The sequence below is a fragment of the Desulfovibrio sp. SGI.133 genome, from assembly GCF_050313955.1.
GTDB lineage: Bacteria > Desulfobacterota > Desulfovibrionia > Desulfovibrionales > Desulfovibrionaceae > Desulfovibrio.
Map to the genome: position 1 here is coordinate 153,242 of NZ_JBNPMK010000003.1, position 16,945 is coordinate 170,186.

Annotated in this window: 11 protein-coding genes and 4 tRNA genes; 4 read left to right on the forward strand and 11 right to left on the reverse strand. The window is 65.9% G+C overall.

Going from position 1 to position 16,945, the window contains the following annotated elements; all coding sequences use genetic code 11:
- Positions 1–29 precede the first annotated feature (29 nt).
- The 5 genes from recD2 to panC all read right to left on the reverse strand — a co-directional run bounded on the left by recD2 (position 30) and on the right by panC (position 7,565).
- Entirely contained in the window at positions 30–2,327 is a 2,298-nt protein-coding gene (gene recD2 / locus ACQRBR_RS05755; RefSeq protein WP_204625848.1) for an SF1B family DNA helicase RecD2, read from the reverse strand.
- A 103-nt stretch (positions 2,328–2,430) separates the two neighbouring features.
- Positions 2,431–3,528 (reverse strand): chorismate synthase, encoded by a 1,098-nt coding sequence (gene aroC / locus ACQRBR_RS05760; RefSeq protein ID WP_427812548.1) that lies wholly within the window; start codon positions 3,526–3,528, stop codon positions 2,431–2,433.
- Between the two features lies 1 nt (position 3,529).
- Entirely contained in the window at positions 3,530–4,930 is a 1,401-nt protein-coding gene (locus ACQRBR_RS05765; RefSeq protein ID WP_427812549.1) for a Na+/H+ antiporter NhaC family protein, read from the reverse strand.
- A gap of 457 nt (positions 4,931–5,387) precedes the next feature.
- Complete coding sequence (gene metK / locus ACQRBR_RS05770) at positions 5,388–6,560, reverse strand: methionine adenosyltransferase (RefSeq protein ID WP_168935341.1); 1,173 nt, start codon at positions 6,558–6,560, stop codon at positions 5,388–5,390.
- Positions 6,561–6,716: 156 nt separating this feature from the next.
- Entirely contained in the window at positions 6,717–7,565 is an 849-nt protein-coding gene (gene panC, locus ACQRBR_RS05775) for a pantoate--beta-alanine ligase (RefSeq protein WP_303877906.1), read from the reverse strand.
- A gap of 171 nt (positions 7,566–7,736) precedes the next feature.
- Between panC and ACQRBR_RS05780 the strand changes: the two genes are divergently transcribed.
- From ACQRBR_RS05780 to ACQRBR_RS05790, 3 genes are all read left to right on the forward strand, one after another.
- Positions 7,737–8,321 (forward strand): hypothetical protein, encoded by a 585-nt coding sequence (locus ACQRBR_RS05780; protein ID WP_303877909.1) that lies wholly within the window; start codon positions 7,737–7,739, stop codon positions 8,319–8,321.
- Positions 8,322–8,467: 146 nt separating this feature from the next.
- On the forward strand, positions 8,468–9,832 hold the full coding sequence (gene rimO / locus ACQRBR_RS05785) for a 30S ribosomal protein S12 methylthiotransferase RimO (RefSeq protein WP_427812550.1): 1,365 nt from the start codon (positions 8,468–8,470) through the stop codon (positions 9,830–9,832).
- Positions 9,833–9,970: 138 nt separating this feature from the next.
- Positions 9,971–12,337, forward strand: coding sequence for a long-chain-fatty-acid--CoA ligase (locus ACQRBR_RS05790; protein ID WP_303877916.1), 2,367 nt, complete (start codon positions 9,971–9,973; stop codon positions 12,335–12,337).
- Between the two features lie 182 nt (positions 12,338–12,519).
- On the opposite strand, the gene ACQRBR_RS05795 is transcribed toward ACQRBR_RS05790, so the two are convergent.
- Positions 12,520–13,206 (reverse strand): metal-dependent hydrolase, encoded by a 687-nt coding sequence (locus tag ACQRBR_RS05795; protein ID WP_204625856.1) that lies wholly within the window; start codon positions 13,204–13,206, stop codon positions 12,520–12,522.
- 215 nt (positions 13,207–13,421) lie between these two features.
- On the opposite strand from ACQRBR_RS05795, the gene ACQRBR_RS05800 reads away from it, so the two are divergent.
- Positions 13,422–13,498, forward strand: a tRNA-Arg gene (locus tag ACQRBR_RS05800).
- A gap of 198 nt (positions 13,499–13,696) precedes the next feature.
- Here the strand turns inward: ACQRBR_RS05800 and ACQRBR_RS05805 are convergent.
- The 5 genes from ACQRBR_RS05805 to ACQRBR_RS05825 all read right to left on the reverse strand — a co-directional run bounded on the left by ACQRBR_RS05805 (position 13,697) and on the right by ACQRBR_RS05825 (position 16,870).
- Positions 13,697–15,907 carry a hypothetical protein gene (locus ACQRBR_RS05805; RefSeq protein WP_427812551.1) on the reverse strand — a complete coding sequence of 737 codons (2,211 nt, stop codon included), beginning with the start codon at positions 15,905–15,907 and terminating at the stop codon, positions 13,697–13,699.
- Between the two features lie 25 nt (positions 15,908–15,932).
- The gene (locus tag ACQRBR_RS05810; RefSeq protein ID WP_427812552.1) at positions 15,933–16,394 is read right to left on the reverse strand and encodes a CesT family type III secretion system chaperone; all 462 of its coding nucleotides are present in this window, start codon (positions 16,392–16,394) and stop codon (positions 15,933–15,935) included.
- Between the two features lie 163 nt (positions 16,395–16,557).
- Positions 16,558–16,634 (reverse strand) — tRNA-Asp (locus ACQRBR_RS05815).
- Between the two features lie 79 nt (positions 16,635–16,713).
- Positions 16,714–16,790 (reverse strand) — tRNA-Asp (locus tag ACQRBR_RS05820).
- A 4-nt stretch (positions 16,791–16,794) separates the two neighbouring features.
- Positions 16,795–16,870 (reverse strand) — tRNA-Val (locus ACQRBR_RS05825).
- Between the last annotated feature and the right edge of the window lie 75 nt (positions 16,871–16,945).

A 16,945-nucleotide genomic window follows, 5' to 3' on the forward strand; every position in this document is an offset into this window, starting at 1 on the left:
ATTATTGCCTCCTAAACCGGATGGGCGGCCTATGTCAACGGCTGCAGGCGCAGGGCAAGGCGGGTGTGGCGGGTACGGGTCTTGTTGTTCTTGACGGCCATGTGCAGGGCGCGGCTTTCGCCCACCAGCACCACCAGCTTCTTGCCGCGCGTGACGCCGGTATAGACCAGGTTGCGCTGCAGCAGCACATAATGCTGCATCATCAGCGGGATGACCACGGCAGGGTATTCCGAGCCCTGCGACTTGTGGATGGAGATGGCGTAGGCGGGCGTCAGTTCGTCCAGCTCCTCGAAGTCATAGGGCACCACGCGGTCGTCATAGCGCACGCTCAGGGTACGCTCCTTACCGTCCAGGAAGACGATGCGGCCCACGTCGCCGTTGAAGACGTCCTTGTCGTAGTTGTTGCGGATCTGCATGACCTTGTCGTGCAGGCGGAAGCTGCGTTCGCCGCGCCGCACTTCCAGCCCGTTGGGGTTGAGGCTGGCCTGCAGGCGCAGGTTGAGCTGCGCCGCGCCTACGGCGCCCTTGTGCATGGGCGTGAGCACCTGGATATCGTTGACCGGGTCCAGGCCGAAGCGGCGCGGGATGTGGTTGCGCACCAGATCCACCACCATGTCGGCGGCGCGTTCCGGGTCGTTCTGGTGGATGAAATAGAAATCCGAGAGCCTGTCCTTGCTGGATTCCAGCGAGGGCACCTGCCCTTTGTTGATGAGGTGGGCGTTGCAGATGATCTCGCTTTCCGCCGACTGGCGGAAGATCTCGGTCAGCTCCACCACGGGCACCGCCCCGGAGGCGATGATGTCGGCCAGCACGTTGCCCGGACCCACGGAGGGCAGCTGGTGCACGTCGCCCACCAGCACCACGGTGGCGCCCATGGGCACGGCCTTAAGCAGGTGGTAGAAGAGCAGGGTGTCCATCATGGAGGCTTCGTCCACCACCAGCAGGCCGCAGGCCAGCGGGTTGTCCTCGTTGCGGGCAAAGCCGTCCTCCTGCGGGCTGTATTCCAGCAGGCGGTGGATGGTGCGGGCCTCGCGGCCCGAGGTCTCGCTCATGCGCTTGGCGGCGCGGCCCGTGGGCGCGGCCAGCAGGATCTTGGCCTTGACCTCGGCGAACAGGCGGATGATGGCGTTGATGATGGTGGTCTTGCCCGTACCGGGGCCGCCGGTGAGCACCATGACCTTGCTGCGCGCCGCGGTACGCACGGCTTCCAGCTGTTCCGGGGCCAGGCTGATGGACAGGGATTCCGTGACCTTTTCCACCAGGGCGTCGGGCTCGGCAAAGCGCACGGCCTTGGGCGAGTGCAGCAGACGGTGCAGATAAAAGGCCGTCTTGGATTCGTAATGATGGTAGCGGCGCAGATAGACGGCCACTTCCGGCGCTTCCGCTTCCTCGCCGTCCTCGCGGAAGACAGCGGGCAGGCGCCCGGGCAGCTCGTCCAGGCTCTCGCGCACCACGCGCTCTTCCTGCTCCAGGGCCAGCACGGCCTGCCGGGCCAGGTCGCGGTCCACGGCCAGCTGCTGACAGGCCTGATCCAGCAGCTCTTCCTCGGGCAGGAAGACGTTGCCGTCGTCCGTGGCCTTTTGCAGCACATAAAGCAGCCCGGCCTGGATGCGCAGGGGATGATCCTCGGCAAAGCCCAGCTTGCGGGCCGCGGCGTCGGCCGTCACGAAGCCGATGCCCCGGATGTCCATGGCCAGACGGTAGGGATTTTCGCGCACCACGTTGAGGGCCTCGCCGCCGTAGGCGCGGTAGATGCGTACGGCATAGGCGGGCGTGATGCCGTGGGGCTGCAAAAAGAGCAGCAGGTCGCGGATGCCCCGGTGCTCGGCCCAGCTTTCCTTGATCTTTTCGAAACTCTTCTTGCCCACGCCCTTGATCTTGAGCAGGCGTTCGGGCTCTTCGTCCAGCACGCGGATGGTGTCCGTGCCGAAGGCGGCCACGATGCGCCCGGCCATCTCCTCGCCCACGCCCTTGATGAGGCCCGAGGCCAGGTACAGGCGGATGCCCTCGCTGGTGGCGGGTAGCATCTCTTCGGCCATGTCGAAGGCCAGCTGGCGGCCGAAACGCGCGTTGTTGACCCAGCGGCCGCTGACCTGCAACTGGACGCCCACCTGCGGGTTGACCATGTGCCCCACGCAGGTCACGGGATCGCGGCTCACCGTGCGGCTGGGCGCGCCCTTGACCTTGGCCTCCACGGGCAGGGCCCTGTCGGGCAGCAGGCGCAGCACGGTATAGCCGTTCTCTTCGTTGTGGAAGACCACACGTTCCAGCGTGCCGGTGAGTTCCACGGCATCGGGATCGCGCAGCAGGGGAAGATCGTCAGACATGGCAGACCAGGAGAGCGGTTTTTGGAGGGATGGGGGAGTTTGAGGGGAAAGGCTGACCTTTTTACCGCAGGAAAAAGGGCCCCTTCCCCCTCAACAAACACTGTTAAAACCAGTCCACGCCGTCGGGCACGGGCAGGACGGCCATGCGTTCCTGCAACAGCAGGGCGTCGGCCAGCACCAGGGCGGTCATGGCCGTGAGCACGGGCACGATGCGCGGGATGGCCGCCAGATCGTGACGGCCGCCGATGAGCACGCTGGCGGGCTGGTCGTGGACGTCGATGGTCTGCTGTTCCTGCGCGATGGAGGCGATGGGTTTGACGCCCACGCGCAGCACGATGTCCTGGCCGCTGGAGATGCCGCCCAGGATGCCGCCCGCATGATTGCTGGCAAAGCGGCCGCCGGGCAGCATGGGATCGTTGTTCTGCGAGCCGGTGAGGCGCGCGGCGGCAAAACCCTCGCCCACTTCCACGGCCTTGACCGCGCCCACGCCCATGAGGGCGTAGGCCAGCCGGGCGTCCAGCTTGTCGAAGCAGGGCTCGCCCAGACCGGCGGGCACGTTGCGGGCCACCACCTGCACCACGCCGCCCAGGGTATCCCCGGCGGCACGGGCCGCGGCGACGCGCTCTTCCCAAAGCGGGACCACGCTGTCGGCGGCGGCGAAGAAGGGACGGCTCAGGGCCGCGTCCGGATCGCACGCTTCAGGGGGCACGGCGATGCCGCCCAGCTCCACGGCCCCGGCCACGATCCGGACACCGCGCGTGGCCAGCAGCTTTTTGGCGATGGCCCCGGCTGCCACACGGGCCACGGTCTCGCGCCCGGAGGAGCGGCCGCCGCCGCGGTAGTCACGGATGCCGTGGAACTTTTTGAAAAAGCCCCAGTCCGCGTGCCCGGGCCGGAAGACCTGGGCCAGGTTGCCGTAATCGCGGGAACGCTGATCCTCGTTGGCGATGTGGAAAGCGATGGGCGTGCCGGTGGTCAGGCCCTGGAATACGCCGGAAAGGATGCGGACGGTATCGGATTCCTTGCGTTTGGTGGCCGTAGCGCCCTGCCCGGGCTTGCGCAGGTCCAGCTCACGCTGCAGGTCTTCCTCGCTCAGGGGCAGGCCTGCGGGGCAGCCGTCCAGCACGCCGCCCAGACCGGGCCCATGGGATTCGCCGTATGAAGTGAGGCGCAGGATGCGCCCAAAGGAATTGCCTGCCATATCACGCCTCCGTACTGCGGGCCTTGATGCGGGGCAGGCCCAGGATGATGGCCAGGATGCCGGCCACGGCCAGCAGCATGCAGTACCAGTTGTTGATGGTGATCTCCAGCGGCGAGATCTTGGCCAGGGAACCGGCCAGCAGCAGCTGGGCGGCCCAGGGGATCAGGCCCTGGAAGACACAGGAAAAAATGTCCAGCAGGCTGGCGCTGCGGCGCGGGTCGATGCCGTTCTTGAGGGCGATCTCGCGGGCCAGGCCGCCGGTGAGGATGATGGCCACGGTGTTGTTGGCCGTGCAGATGTCGGCCAGGCAGGCCAGCAGGGCGATGCAGGATTCCCCCACCCGCGAGGAGCCCTTGCCGCCGCTTTTCCCGGCCAGGCGCCGGGCCAGGCCGTCCACACGGGCCAGCAGCCAGGCGATGCCGCCGTGGTAGCGGATGAGCTCGCCCAGGCCGCCGATGAGCATGGACAGGACCATGATCTCGTTCATGCCGGTGAAGCCCTTGTAGATGTCCTGCCCCCAGCGAAGCAGGCTGTAGGGCACGATCTGGCCGTCCGCGCCGGGGATGCCGCAGAACAGGCCCACCAGGCCGCTGAGCAAAATGCCCGTGGCCAGGACGATGAAGGCGTTGAGCCCGGTCAGGGCCAGCACCAGTACGGCGATGTAGGGCAGGACGCGGATCAGCTCGAAGTCGTGCAGGGTCACTTCGGTACCGCCCGAGGCCGAGAACCAGAGCAGGGCCACGGTGAGCAGGGCGGCGGGCAGGACGATGAGGAAGTTCATGCGGAACTTGTCGCCCATCTCGCAGCCCTGGGTGCGGGTGGCGGCGATGGTGGTGTCCGAGATCATGGACAGGTTGTCGCCGAACATGGCCCCGCCCAGCACCACGCCCATGAGCACGGGCACTTCGATGCTGGTCTGGGCGGCCACGCCCAGGGCGATGGGCGTGATGGCGGCCACGGTACCCATGCTGGTGCCCATGGCCGTGGACACGAAGGCGCCGATGAGGAACAGGCCGGGCAGGATGAAGGCCGGGGGCACCAGCGAAAGACCGAAGTTCACCGTGGCATTCACGCTGCCGATGGCCGTGGCCGTGGCGGCAAAACCGCCCGCCAGCAGGTAGATCATGCACATGGTGATGATGTTGATCTCGCCCACACCGGTGAGGAAGATGGTGATCTTTTTGGACAGGCGGGCCCGGCCCTGCATCAGGGCCAGGGCGATGGCGGGCAGGATGGCCACCGTGGCGGAGAGCTGGTAGAAGGCCATGTCCACACCGGCCAGGCTCAGGCTGACGCCCGTACCGATGAAGATGAGCAAAAAGAGCAGCAGGGGCAGGATGGCGGCAAAGGAGGCCGGCGCCTCCTGCTGTTCCTGCGGGGCCGTGTAGGTTTGCGGGTTCATGATGCCTCGGCACGCGGAAAGGTGGATGGGATGGCGGCAGGCCCGCGGGCCCCGCCGGTCTTGCGGGTCAGTGGCTGTGCCGCGCGCCGGGCGCGGCGGCGGATGTCACAGCATCCGTAATCGCTCAATGTACTTAATCCGCACAGGGCTTGCAAGTTGCAGGCCGGACACGAGCGCCCGAGGGGAGCGCCGGTATCCTGGCAGGGGCGGGGCCCTGAGGCATGGCAGCGGACCAAAGGCGGAACCGGTACGAGGTCTGACGCATTCCGGTCCTGCAGGAGGATCGGCAAGGGGCCCGTAAACGTCGGTGCCCGGTGGTGGCGAGGATGCCGGGGAGGGCCGCTCCCTCTCCTTTGCGGTCATCGCGGCGGCTGTCCGCGGGGAGGCAGGAACCGGGCGGCGGATACAAAAAAAGGCCGGGGGAAGCCCCGGCCTTCAACAGGATCAGTCGTGCGGACTAGACCTTGGCGGCGGTGCGCAGGTCGGCCACGGCGTCGGTCTTTTCCCAGGTGAACTCGGGCAGCTCGCGGCCGAAGTGGCCGTAGCAGGAGGTCTTGGAGTAGATGGGACGCTTGAGGTCCAGACGCTTGGTGATGAAGTAGGGGCGCATGTCGAAGACTTCACGCACGGCCTTGGTCAGCACTTCGTCGGGGATTTCGCTGGTGCCCTGGGAGGAGACCAGCACGCTCACCGGATCGGCCACGCCGATGCAGTAGGCGATCTGGACTTCGCACACCGGAGCCAGACCGGCGGCCACCACGTTCTTGGCGATGTAGCGGCCCATGTAGGCGCCGGAACGGTCCACCTTGGAGGGGTCCTTGCCGGAGAAGGCGCCGCCGCCGTGATGGCCGCTGCCGCCGTAGGTGTCCTGGATGATCTTGCGGCCGGTGAGACCGCAGTCGCCCATGGGACCGCCCACCACGAAACGGCCGGTGGTGTTGATGAAGATCTCGCAGTCCTTTTCATCAAAGTAGCCGGAGGGCTCCAGCACGGGGCGGATCACGTGCTTCTTCACGGCTTCGATGATGTCGGCCTGGGAGGCGGAAGCGGCGTGCTGGGTGGAGACCACCACGTTGTTGATGCGCACGGGCTTGCCGTCCAGGTATTCGAAGGAGACCTGGGTCTTGCCGTCAGGACGGAAGAAGGGCACGGTGCCGTCCTTGCGCACCTTGGTCAGCTGCTGGGAGAGCTGGTGGGCCCAGAAGATGGGGGCGGGCATGAGGGTGGGGGTCTCGTTGCAGGCAAAGCCGAACATCATGCCCTGGTCACCGGCGCCCTGGTCTTCGGGAGCGGCGCGCAGCACGCCCTGGGCGATGTCGGGGGACTGGTGGTCGATGGAGGAGATCACGGCGCAGGTGTCGGCGTCGAAGCCCATGTCGGAGCTGGTGTAGCCGATCTCGCGGATGGTCTCGCGCACCACGTGGGGCAGGTCGGCGTAACCCGTGGTGGTGATCTCGCCGGCGATGACCGCCATGCCGGTGGTCACCAGGGTTTCGCAGGCCACGTGGGCGTTGGGGTCCTGGGCCAGCAGGGTGTCCAGGACGGCGTCGGAGATCTGGTCCGCCACTTTGTCGGGATGGCCTTCGGTCACGGACTCGGAAGTGAAGAAATATTTGCCCTTGGTTTGCATTGGTCTGTTCTCCATGGTTCAGTATGGCCCGCGGCCGTTGCCGGGCCGCAGGTCGCCTGCACCGCCCGTGCGGGCGGCCGGGCAGGCATGAGGAAGCCGGGCCGGAGCATCAGCCCCGGTCCGGCCCCTGCCGAAAAAAATATGATGGCCTGTCCGCTAGTCCTTGAGCAGGATATTGTCGATCAGGCGGGCCTTGCCCATGCGGATGGCACAGGCCATGAGGGCCGGGCCGTCCACGGTGTCCAGGGGCTCCATGGACACGGGATCCACCACGCTGAGGTAATCCAGACGGCCCAGGGTCAGGTGGTCCGCCCAGGTGCAGAGGGCGGCCTCACGCAGGATCTTGGCGTGGGTCTGTCCCTTCTGGGCCAGGTCGCGGGCCAGCTGCAGGCCGCGATGGATCCAGGGGGCCTGGCGGCGTTCTTCCTCGGTGAGGTAGACGTTGCGGGAGGAGAGGGCCAGGCCGTCTTCCTCACGCACGATGGGACAGGTCTCGATGCGCACCGGCACGTTGAGGTCGCGCACCATGCGGCGCAGGATGGCCTGCTGCTGCCAGTCCTTCTGGCCGAAGACGGCCACGTCGGCCTGGGTGATCATGAACAGCTTCAGCACCACCGTGCAGACACCGCGAAAATGGGTGGGCCGGCTCAGGCCGCACATGATGCGGGAAAGGTCCGGCACTTCCACCCAGGTGGCGTGGTCTTCCGCGTACATGGACGCGGGTTCGGGGATGAAGATGGCGTCCGCGCCGTGGGCGGCGGCGATCTGCGTATCGCGTTCGATGTCGCGCGGATAGGCGGAAAGGTCTTCATTGGGGCCGAACTGGGTGGGGTTCACGAAAAGGCTGACCACAAGACGCTTGGCAAGGCCGCGGCCCTGGTCCATGAGCGCCTCGTGACCGGCATGGTAATAGCCCATGGTGGGCACAAGGGCGATGTCCTCGCCGGCCGCGTGCCAGGAGCGGCACTGGGCCGCCAGATCTTGGGGATTGGTGAATATCTGCATATCAAGGTATGGTGATATAGTTAGTGGGGATTCCCTTATACCTGCTGCGGCAGGCCTTGTAAAGCCGCAAAAGCCCCGCAGGCGGGCCGGAGAGAAAAAACTTCTGTGCTGTCCGGCGTTTCCGGTTGCCTTGCCCGGGGGGAACAGGCATAACAGCATGCGGAGGTTCGTATGCTCAAACCTTTTTTCCAGGGGAAACTGGATACGTTTTGTGCCATCTATGCCGTGCTTAACGCTCTGCGCCTGACCCACGGCATCCAGACGCTCAAAGCGCGCGACATCCTCAACGAGACCCTGCTTTCCCTGGCCGAGAAGCCCGGTGCCCTGCGGGCCGTGCTGGAGCAGGACACGGACTACATGCAACTGGTGGACGACATGATCCAGGCCCGCCGGCAGCGCTACCCCCTGCTGGTGGAAAAGCCCTTTGCCGAAGGCGAGGTCGTTTCGCCCGACGCCCTGTGGGAAGCCTGCCGCGAGTGGCTGGCCCCGGGCGAGGGCCGCTGCATCCTGTTCCGCTTTTTGCGGCACCTGACGCCCGAGACGCCGCCCATGAACCGGCACTGGACCTGCGCCGACCGCATGGACGGGGACCTGCTGCATCTTTTCGACTGCAGCCACGAAGACGAAGCCGTGACGTTGATCCCGCGCGGGAGCTTCGTGACCCGCAGCGCCGACGTGCAGCGGGAACGCCTGCTGGTCATCCAGCCCAACAGTCTGCGCTTCCTGGCCCTGCCGTGGCGCGTCCACGCCTTCTAGCCCGACATCTTCCCGTTCCGCCCCGTTCCCCGGGGCGGTCCCGCACGGCGGCGTCCTGCTGCCGAACGCAGCCTATCCCGTTGCCAGCGCAACCATATCGCGCAATTTGTGATGACAAAAAAAACAGAGACGGATAGGCTATCTCCATGACTGTCCATTCCTTTTCTTCCGCAGCCGGAGCGGCCGCGCCCCTGACGCGCGCCCGTGTGTCCGGCTCTTTGCCGGTGTGGTCCCTGAGCCTGGGCTGTCCCAAGAACCGTGTGGATACCGAGCATCTGCTGGGCTCGCTGGGCATGCCCGTGCACAGCGTGGAACACATGGGCCGGGCACGTCTGGTCTTCATCAATACCTGCGGCTTCATCGAGCCTGCCGTACGCGAGTCCATCCGCTCCATCCTTGATGCCGTGGAGCGTCTGGGCCGCTGCAAGCGCCGCCCCCTGCTGGCCGTGGCCGGCTGTATGGTGGGGCGCTACGGCGTCAAGGATCTGGCCGCCGACCTGCCCGAGGTGGACCTGTGGCTGCCCACCGACGAGCTGGAAAACTGGCCCGTCATGGTGCGCGAGGCCCTGGGCCTGCCCGCGGCTCCCGCCGCGCCGGGCCGCCTGCTCTCCACGGGCCCGTCCTATGCCTGGCTTAAGGTGGGCGAAGGCTGCCGCCACAAGTGCGCCTTTTGCACCATCCCGTCCATCCGGGGCCCGCTGCGCTCCGTTCCTGCGGCCGACCTGCGCGAGGAGGCCCGCGGTCTGCTGGCCGGCGGCGTGCGTGAACTGGTCCTGGTGGCCCAGGACCTGACCTCGTGGGGCAGTGACTTCGATACGCCCCAAAGCCTGCCCCATCTGCTGGACGAGCTGCTGCCCCTGGACCGCCTGACCTGGCTGCGCCTGCTCTACCTCTATCCCAGCGGCGTTACGCCCGAACTGCTGCGCTACATGCGCGAGGCCGGGCCGCAGCTGCTGCCGTACTTCGACATTCCTCTGCAGCACGCCCATCCCGAGGTACTGACCCGCATGGGCCGCCCCTTCGCCAACGATCCCCGCCGCGTGGTGGACCGCGTGCGCGAGGCCCTGCCCGAGGCCGCCCTGCGCACCACCTTCATCGTGGGCTATCCCGGCGAGACCGAGGAACATTTCCAGACCCTGTGCCGTTTCGTGGAAGAGACGCGCTTTCGCCATCTGGGCGTCTTCGCCTATCAGGCCGAGGAAGGCACGCCCGCGGCGGCCATGCCCGACCAGGTGCCCATGGAAGTGCGCGAGGAACGCCGCGCCACGCTCATGGAGATCCAGGCCGAGATCAGCGAGCAGCAGTTGCAGGAAGTGGTGGGCCAGACCATGCCGGTGCTGGTGGATGCGCCGCATGACGAATGGCCGGGCCTGCATGTGGGCCGCGTCTGGTTCCAGGCGCCCGAAGTGGACGGCATCACCTACGTGAGCGGCCTGGGCGTGGCTCCCGGCGCGCTGGTGCAGGGCGATATCGTGGAGAGCAGCACCTACGACCTGACCGCCCTGGCCTGATCCTTTTTTACGAAAGTGTTCGACAGGGGCGCTTCGGCGCCCCTCCTGATGACGGCCCCCGGTCTCCGGGCCGGGGGATGACAACGCGTGTGCCGTGAGGCCGCGCCCAACCTTTGCAGCATGCATCTGGAGCAGCGCATGACTACCCCTTCGCAGACGGAAACGGCCCGCCCCCTGGACGGCGCCATGGAAAATATCCTGGACGACGGTCAACGCCCCGGCTGGTGGCGGCATTTTGTGGGTCACGAGGACACGGAATGCGTCATCCGGCCCATGCATCTGGCCTCGCTGCTGGATAGAGCCGCCAAGACGCACGGCAACCGCCTGGCCATCCGTTTCCAGAATTTCCAGATGACCTACAGCCGTCTGCACGAAGCGGCGGAACGCTTTGCCGAGGCCCTGCGCCTGCGCGGCGTCAAGCCCGGCCAGCGGGTGGCCGTCATGCTGCCCAACATCCCGCAGACCGTCATCGCTTTTTGGGGTATCATGAAGGCCGGGGCCGTGGCCGTGATGACCAACCCGCTCTATATGGAAAAGGAGCTGCTGCATCATTTCAATGATGCCGGGGCCGAGGTGCTGGTGACCCTGGACCTGCTCTGGGCCAAGCTGGAGCCCCTGCGCGACCGTCTGCCCCTGCGCCTTGCCGTGGTCACGACCATCGCGGACGGTCTGGCCTTCCCGCTCAACTGGCTGTACCGCATCAAGGCCCGCCGTCAGGGCCAGGTGCCGCAGGTGCCCTACGGGCAGGAAGTGCTGCGCTGGAAAGATTTCATCAAGGTCCGCGGCCGCTTCAGCGTGCCCACCGACGAGGACCCCGGTGACGCCCTGGCCCTGCTCCAGTACACGGGCGGCACCTCCGGCCAGCCCAAGGGCGCCATGCTGGGCCATGCCTGCATTTCGGCCCAGATGCAGCAGCTGCTGGCCATCCTCCATATGGACTGGGAAAACTGCAAGCCCATGTCCTTCCTGAGCATCATGCCTTTCTTCCACGTCTTCGGCCTGGTGGGCAACATCATCCTGCCCACGGCTCTGGCGGCCACCACCATCCCGGTGCCGCGCTACACGCCCGCCGATCTGCTGCGGACCATCGCCCGCTTCCGTCCCACTTTCTTCGTGGGCGCGCCTTCGGTCTACATGTCGCTTATGCAGCAGAAGGACATCAAGAAATACGACCTCACCTGTATCGAGATCTGCGTCTCCGGTTCGGCGCCGTTCCCCACCGAGGCCCTGCGCCGCTGGGTGAGCATGACCCACGCCAGCATCACCGAAGGCTTCGGCCTGACCGAGGCCTCGCCCTGCGTCACGGCCAACCCGCTGGACGGCCCGCAGAAAGAAGGCTCCATCGGCGTGGCCTTCCCGCATACCGAGATCCGCATCGTGGACATCAACGACAGCAACCATGTCCTGGGCCCCAATGAGGAGGGCGAGATGCTGGTGCGCGGCCCGCAGGTCATGCAGGGCTACTGGAACCGTCCCGAGGAGACGGCCGCCACCCTGACCGACGGCTGGCTGCATACCGGCGACATCGCCTACTACGACGAAGAGGGCTACTATTATATCGTGGACCGCAAAAAGGATCTGGTCATCGTGGGCGGCTACAATGTCTACCCCCGCGAAGTGGACGAGGTCCTGTACGAGCATCCCAAAGTGGCCGAGGCCGTGGCCGTGGGCGTCAAGCATCCCACCCGAGGTGAAGTGCTCAAGGCCTATGTGGTGCCCCGTCCCGGCGAGACCCTGACCACGGCCGAGCTGACGGCCCATTGCCGGGCGCGTCTGGCCAACTACAAGGTGCCCAAGTTCTTCGAGTTCCGCGAGGAACTGCCCAAGAGCCTCATCGGTAAGGTGCTGCGCCGCATCCTGCGTGACGAGGAGGCCGCGCGCGTGGCCCAGGGACAGGGGGACGAGGACCGTCTGTTGCCCACGCCGGATCAGCCCGCTGCCGCGCCCACCCGTGCCCAGGTCCTGGGCCAGCAGGCGGGCGAGCTTCTGGACGAAGCCCGGGAAAAGATGGACTCCCTGCGCGGTCAGGCCGAAGAGATGATGGAGGAAGCCCGTCAGAAGGCCGGTGAGCTGCGCCGCCAGAGCGGCGAAGTGGTGGGCGAGGCCCGCCAGAAGGCCGGGGAACTGCTGGACGAAGCTCGCGGCAAGGCCGGCGAGATGATGGAAGAAGCGCGCCAGAAAGCCGGTGAACTGCGTCGCCAGAGCGGCGAGATGGTGGACAAGGCCCGCGGCAAGGCGGGCGAACTGGGCCAGCAGGCGGGCGAGCTTTTGGACGAGGCCCGGGAAAAGATGGGCTCCCTGCGTGGCCAGGCCGGAGAGATGATGGAGGAAGCCCGTCAAAAGGCCGAAGAGCTGCGCCGCCAGAGCGGTGAAGTGGTGGACGGTGCCCGCCAGAAGGCCGGGGAACTGCTGCAGGAAGCCCGCGGCAAAGCCGGTGAGCTGGGCCAACAGGCGGGCGAGCTGCTGGATAAGGCTCGCGGCAAGGGCGACGACGAGAAAAAGTAAAAAGCGATATATCCGGGAGGCGTGGGGCCGATCCCCTGTTTAAGGGCGCGCCCGACTCCCGTTTTCTGAAAAAAGCGAAACGCCCTTCCTGCCATGGCAGGAAGGGCGTTTTTGCTGATGGGTCGGGAAGCGCTCGGGGGAGGAGACATCGCTGATGCGCGGGATGGCTCCCCCACAACACGCTAGATCTGCACGGACTGGCCGGGCAGCAGGTCGATGCAGGTACAGCCGGGAGCCACGCGGGCCAGTTCGGCCTTGAAGGCTTCCGTATCCTGGGCCAGCACCGGGAAGGTGCCCCAGTGCATGGGGATGACCTGTTTGCAGCCCAGCAGCTTGCAGGCCAGGGCCGCCTGGCGGGCGTCCATGGTGAAGACGCCGCCCATGGGCAGCAGGGCCACGTCGATGGGGTAGAGGCGGCCCCACAGTTCCATACCCGCGAAGATGCAGGTATCGCCCGCATGGTAGATGTGCTTGCCGTCAGGCGTGCGGATGATGTAGCCCGCCGGGGAGCCCGACTCGCTGGAGTGGTAAGCCTGGGTCATGGTGAATTCGAAGCCCGCGTGGGCCACGGTACCGCCCATGTTGAAGCCTATGTAGTTGAGCAGCTGGGCCGAGGGCACACCGGCGGCCTCCAGCTTTTGGGCCGTGCCCACGATGGCGCCCAGCATGGCGCCGGTGTTCTTGCAGATGGCCACGGCATCGCCCACATGGTCGGCGTGGTCATGGGTGACCAGCACCACGTCCACCGGGCCGATGGTCTCGGCCGTGGTACCGGAAGCGGGCGTCAGGAAGGGGTCCACGACGACATGCTTGTCGTCACAACTGATATTGAAGGCCGAATGGCCGTACCAGAGGATCTGGCTCATGATCGTTCTCCTTGTTGGGGGGCGCCCCAAAACGGGGAAAGAAAGTATAGCGCAAGACTAGGAGACTGTCACGAAAAGAAGCAGGCCTGCCGTGATGCCGGGCGGTGTCGCGCCCGGAAGAGGGGCACGGCCCCTTTTCGGCACTGAGGCGGTGCGCCCCGAAGCGGGCAGGGGCAGGGCTTGACAGCGGCACGCCCTTTGCCTAGAAAGACACGTGTGCGCCCGTAGCTCAGTCGGATAGAGCGTTGGCCTCCGGAGCCAAAGGCCGTGCGTTCGAATCGCGCCGGGCGCGCCACAGATTTCAAGCCCTCACGAGGAAAGCCTCGCGAGGGCTTTTTTTGTGCCTGTGGGCTGCCTCTCAGGCCGGAGCAGGGGACACTCACAGGCAGTGCCACAGGCCGACGAAAAACGGGGCATCCGCCAAACGGATGCCCCGTTCCATTTCAGAATGTCAGGCAGTCAGCCCCGGCGCCGGGCCGGTCGTTGACTGCGGCTAGCCCTGCCGGGTGTTGAACAGCACGTCGAAATCCTCGATGCGGAATTGCAGCGGTTCCCGGCCGTTGGGCAGCAGGAAGGAGGCTCTCGCGTTGATGCCGGAGGAGGCACGGGGGCCCATCTCCTCATCGATCTTCTGGAAGCAGAATTCGATATTGACGTGATACGAGCCGTCAGCGTGCCGGATGATCTCGATGGGCAGGCTGTTGGCGAGGGGCCAGGACCGAAGGGCGGCGATGCGCGTGGTCTCCTTGGCGGTGGCCGGGTCGGCCATGAGGAGCATCAGGATGTCGGCGCCGCTGGCCTGATGCAGCGGGCTGCAGATGCGTCCGGCCTCTTCGGCGGAGGGGAACATGGCGATGAGCGCGTCCAGATCCCGTTCCAGCTGCTGCGGCTCATGGGTAAATCTCCCGCCGCCGAACTTGTGCCCGTTGATGGTGATGCCGTTCCGGGCGAAGTCCTTGAGGAACTGGTCCGAGAAGTGGTTGCACTTGCGGATGAGTTCGGGAGAGATCGACTCCTGTCTGGGCAGGGTGACGGCCCCGTTGCCCGGAGGGCTGGACAGGACGGTGGCATTGAGGCCGTCCTGCATCTTTTGCCGGGCGGCGGCCATGTCGAAGGTCTGGCCTTCGGGCAGGGTCAGGCCCAGGCCCTGGGGCACGAAACGGCGCGCTTCGGCCATGCGCATCTGGCCGAGACCGGGCGCGTGGTCGAGAAGGGCATCGAACTCATTGCTTTCCGCAGCCTGGACCAGGGTGTCCAGGACGTTCATGAGCAGGAGTTCGTTGCGGGAACGCAGGCCCGCGTCGGCCTCCTGGGCAAGCTCACGGCGCAGGACATGCAGGGGGGAGCCGCCGCCCAGGGCACTGCGGGCCGCGTGGTGGGCACCATTACGGGCATTGATGCGGGCGGCCAGCTCCGGCGGGAGGGGCTGCTTTTCCTGTACGAGCTGCTGGAAGAGCTTTTGTTCGTCCTTGCTCAGGGGCTCCAGATTGCCGAGGCCCAGCATCCTGCATGCGGCGCGTGCCGTCAGGATGCGGACCAGACCGGCTTCCGGCCCGCCCTCGATGCCGGGACGCAGCATGCCGTCCGGCTGTGTGATGGCGGCGTGCATGGTTTGGGCATAGGCACCGAAGTCTCTCTTCAGTCCGGCGGGGGTGGCCTCGGCCAGCGTCAGGGTGCGCAAAAACTGGCCCGTATCCAGTACGGCGTCGCATATGGCCTGCGCCATGGCCGCGTTCACGGGCCTGGCGGCGTGCAGGATCTCGTCCTGCAGGATACGCTTGGCCTCCCGGGGCATGGCCCGGGCGTGCTCCACCGTGTCCAGGGCCGCCACGAAATTGTTGATGACCTTGTCGGCCACCGTGGAGGCTTCCGCCAGTGTGGGCTGGTGCATGTTGTTGCTGTCGTACAGGCAGCGGGCACTGAGCTTGTCATGGATGGTCTGGACCAGGACATCGCGGGTGGCGGGGCTGATGTCGCCAACGAGGCCCTTGGTCCGCATGGCGGCGCCCAGACGGGCCATGAAGCCGTGGGGGCCCTCGCCGCTGACCTGCTCCGCCATGGCCGCGATACCGGCCTTGGCTTCCTGCAGTGTCTGCATGCGGATGCTCTCGCCAAGGGTATCCAGGCTTTCGGCCGCTGTCAGCGAATGGTCGGCACGCCGGGCCCTGGCTTCCAGATCGCGCAGGACGGTGTCCCGGTAGCTTTGGAGCTGTTCCGCCGTGGCCGGAGGCAGGCCGAAGCGCTGCCGCCGCGCGGCCGTCTGCGTTTCCAGATCCGAGGGCGAGCCGTCGTCATGGGGGGCGCAGAGCTTTTGGAACTGGTCCCGGACATTGATGAGCCGGGTCTCCAGACGGGCCTGGTCTTCCGTCGTCTTGATACGGATGACGTCCTGCAGCACCCGGGCCGCGTCACGTCCGCTCAAGGGACGACCGGCAGCCAGCTTGTTTGCCAGGCTCTGCCGGGCGATGTCCGCGAAGCGGTCGCCCAGATCGTCGGTCTGGCGGATGGTATTGATGATCCCGGTCATGACGTCACGGTTGGCCTGGGCGGCCGTGTCGCTGTGGCGCGAGCGTATCCAGTTGGCGATGCGGCCTCCCAGCGAGGAGGTGGTGGGGACGGTATGTCCCTGGCGATCGATCCCCAGATGTTCCTTGCCGAACGCGCCCAGCCGTTGGGCGATGATGTTCAGGTCGTTGATCTTCATGGCGAATCCTTTATGGCAGCAGCGTTCAGATCTTCAGCATGCCGTCGTTCCAGCCCGCTTCCGCAGTGGCCTGGGGCGTGGCGGCCTGTTCCCGCAGTTGCGCGATGGAAGCGCGCAGCGACTCCACCGTGTCCACATGACGGCCCACCTGGCGGTCGAGGATGGTCTCGTCCAGATGTTCCAGCGGCAGGCGGCGGGTATAGGTCACGGCGTCGAGCAGGGGCTCGATGCCCAGCACCCCGCCGTCCGTGCCCTTGAAAAAACTGTCCAGTTCCAGCAGCAGACCATAGAGCGCCAGCTTGTCGGCATCGTTGTCCGGCAGGCCGCACACCCGGCTGTACAGGTACAGGGCGTCGCTGTTTTCGGCGCATTCAAGGGTGACTGTCACGTCATCGAACTGGAGCGTGCAAACGCCGTTCTCGGTCTCAAGGCCGTCTATGCCGATAGCGGCACCAAATTTTGCAATGATATTGGCAGTGGGATGCATAGGCCTCTCCTTTTTCTTACTGGTATAGCAAAAGGTAGACCAAGAGGATCGCCCCTGTCCACGCATGATGGCTGGAGCAGACAGGGCGGAAGGTGGAATGGGGCAGTGGGGATGCGGGAATAAAAAAAGCGCCCTGCATGTGCAGGGCGCCTTCGCGTGATTATGGCGGAGCGGAAGGGACTCGAACCCTCGGCCTCCGGCGTGACAGGCCGGCGTTATAACCGTCTTAACTACCGCTCCAAATATGGAGTCGGGAAAATATCCCGTATTGTTCTCAAAAAAAGCGCACCGTTTGCACAGTGCGCTTTTCTCGCAATTATGGCGGAGCGGAAGGGACTCGAACCCTCGGCCTCCGGCGTGACAGGCCGGCGTTATAACCGTCTTAACTACCGCTCCGTAGTGGTGGACAGTACAGGACTTGAACCTGTGACCCCCGCCGTGTGAAGGCGGTGCTCTACCAACTGAGCTAACTGTCCGTCGTTGTCCTCTCGAACAAGAGTGTTTGTACGGGAAACACCCCTCGGGGTCAAGAAAAAAATTGAAAAATTTGA